This window comes from Bradyrhizobium sp. Crot121 (assembly GCF_059512385.1).
The window spans coordinates 1-2,330 of record NZ_JCAMOR010000197.1; the positions used below are offsets into that span (position 1 = coordinate 1).

Consider the following 2,330-nt stretch of genomic DNA (forward strand, 5'->3'; position numbering starts at 1 on the left):
CAGCGCGCCACCCATAGCGCCGTAGCAAGCGCGGCTTGCTTGGAGGGCAGACCGCGGCCCGTTACCCCATCTACGAATCTACAAAACCGGATCACGCGCGCGACGACGACGGCACCAGCACCGGCTGCAGCGACGGGATGAGCCGCGCGCGCTCGCGGTGTGCGGGGATCGCGCGATAGACCTGCTTGGTCGCCTCCACGATGTGCACGCCCGCGAACGGCAATGACAGCGTCGCACCGAGGCGCTCCCAGGCCATCGCCCAGCGCAGGAACCAGCTCCCCGCGACCGGCGGCACGAACAGCGCCTCGCCCCACGCCGTCGGCGTGAACCAGGTCTGCCGCAGCAATTGCGTGATCTGCGCCCGCGAATAGGGCCGGCCGTGGCCGAAGGGCGTGGTGTCGGTGCGTGTCCATACGCCGCGGCGATTGGGTATCACCGCGATCAGCCGGCCGGACGGCGCCAGCACCCGCCACACCTCGCGCAAGAGCCGCTCCGGATCATCCGACATCTCCAGCGCATGCACGAGCAGCACGCGGTCGACCGCGGCGTCCGCGAGCGGCATCGAGAATTCGTCGACCAGGGTCGCGAGCGCCGGCCGGCCCGTCGGCCATTTCAGAACACCCTGTGACGCCGGCATGAAAGCGATGCAGCGCTCGCAATCCTCGCGGAACAGGCCGAGATAGGGGGTGGGGTAGCCGAGCCCGAGCACACGCTGGCCCTCGGCCCCTGGCCATCGCTCGCGGATACCGCGATTGATTAACTGGCGCGCCACGATGCCCAGGCGCTGCGAATAGAAATCGCGGAGATCAATGACGTCCATGCACCCAACCTAACACGGCGCCGTTACGCGCGTGTTCCCCAAAATTGCGTTGCCGCGCGAGCGTTAACGCCATATTTCCTGCGCATATTGGGCGTGTTACAGCATGGTCAGGAAAAGTGGGAACCGGTTTTCCGAAGAGACCATGCTCAAACAATAACGCTTGGCCGTTCGCGGGAGATACCATGACTGCGGAAATCCGTCTCTTCACCTGCCTGACCGACAATTTCGGCTATCTGATCCACGACCCCGCCACCAAGGCCACCGCCTCGATCGATGCGCCGGAAGCCGGCCCCATCATCGCGGCATTGGAGCGCGAGGGCTGGAATCTCACCGACATCCTCATCACCCATCATCATCATGACCATGTCGGCGGGGTTGCCGAACTGAAACAGAAATATGGTTGCCGCGTCGTCGCGCCGCACGACAAGACCACGGCGATCGCCAATGTCGACCTGCGCGCCGCCAACGGCGACGTGATCAAGGTCGGCAGCCTGCTCGCGCGGGTGCTGGAGACGCCGGGCCACACGCTCGACCACATCTCCTATGTGTTCGACGGCGAGAAGGCGGTGTTTGCCGCCGACACTTTGTTCTCGATCGGCTGCGGCCGGGTGTTCGAGGGCAATTATCCGATGATGTGGGATTCGCTGCTCAAGCTGCGCGCACTGCCGGACGATTTCCGTCTCTATTGCGGCCACGAATATACCGCCGCCAATGTCAAGTTCGCGCTGACGGTGGAATCAGACAATCCGGCATTGAACGCCCGCGCCGAGGAAGTGACGCGGCTGCGCGCGGAGAACAAGCCGACGATCCCGACGCTGCTTGGCGAGGAGAAGAAAGCCAACGTGTTCCTGCGCGCCGACGAGCCTGCGGTCGCCGCCAAGCTGCACATGAAGGGCGCCGACGGAGCGCAAGTGTTCGGCGAATTGCGCGAGCGCAAGAATAAGTCGTGATGCCAAAGCCGACTGCCGCCGAGATTATCGCGAAGCTTGCGCTGAAGCCGCATCCCGAGGGCGGCCACTATCGCGAGACGTTTCGCGATAGTGAGAAGGATGCGAGCGGACGATCGCGCTCGACTGCGATCTATTTCCTGCTCGGACGCGGCGAGCGCTCGCATTGGCATCGCGTCGATGCGGTGGAGATCTGGCACTATTACGCTGGCGATGCACTGACCTTGCGGATCGCCGATGCGAGCGGACAGCGCGAGATTCGTCTCGGCCCCGATCTCACCGCCGGCGAAGTGCCGCAGGCGATCGTGCCGGCGCATGCATGGCAGGCGGCGGAGTGCACCGGCGATTGGATCCTGGTCGGATGCACCGTGGCGCCGGCGTTTGAATTTGCGAAATTCGAACTGGCACCGAAAGGCTGGGAGCCCGATTAGTTTTGTAGGGTGGGCAAAGCGAAGCGTGCCCACCATCACGAGCTGAGCAAGAAATGGTGGGCACGCTGCGCTTTGCCCACCCTTCTGTAACGGGCCTTGCTCAGTCAATCCCTTTTTGCGTCATCCGCTCGC

Annotated in this window: 3 protein-coding genes; 2 read left to right on the forward strand and 1 reads right to left on the reverse strand. The window is 64.1% G+C overall.

Annotated elements, in window-relative coordinates:
• Positions 1–91: 91 nt before the first annotated feature.
• Complete coding sequence (locus AC5ZGW_RS45825) at positions 92–820, reverse strand: methyltransferase domain-containing protein (RefSeq protein WP_028164201.1); 729 nt, start codon at positions 818–820, stop codon at positions 92–94.
• Positions 821–1,002: 182 nt separating this feature from the next.
• Between AC5ZGW_RS45825 and gloB the strand changes: the two genes are divergently transcribed.
• Together gloB and AC5ZGW_RS45835 are read left to right on the forward strand one after the other, a co-directional pair.
• Complete coding sequence (gene gloB, locus AC5ZGW_RS45830) at positions 1,003–1,770, forward strand: hydroxyacylglutathione hydrolase (RefSeq protein ID WP_028164200.1); 768 nt, start codon at positions 1,003–1,005, stop codon at positions 1,768–1,770.
• Positions 1,770–2,198: a cupin domain-containing protein gene (locus AC5ZGW_RS45835; RefSeq protein ID WP_130231850.1), complete on the forward strand. Its 429-nt coding sequence runs from the start codon at positions 1,770–1,772 to the stop codon at positions 2,196–2,198. Before gloB ends, AC5ZGW_RS45835 begins: the two co-directional genes overlap by 1 nt.
• Positions 2,199–2,330: the final 132 nt, after the last annotated feature.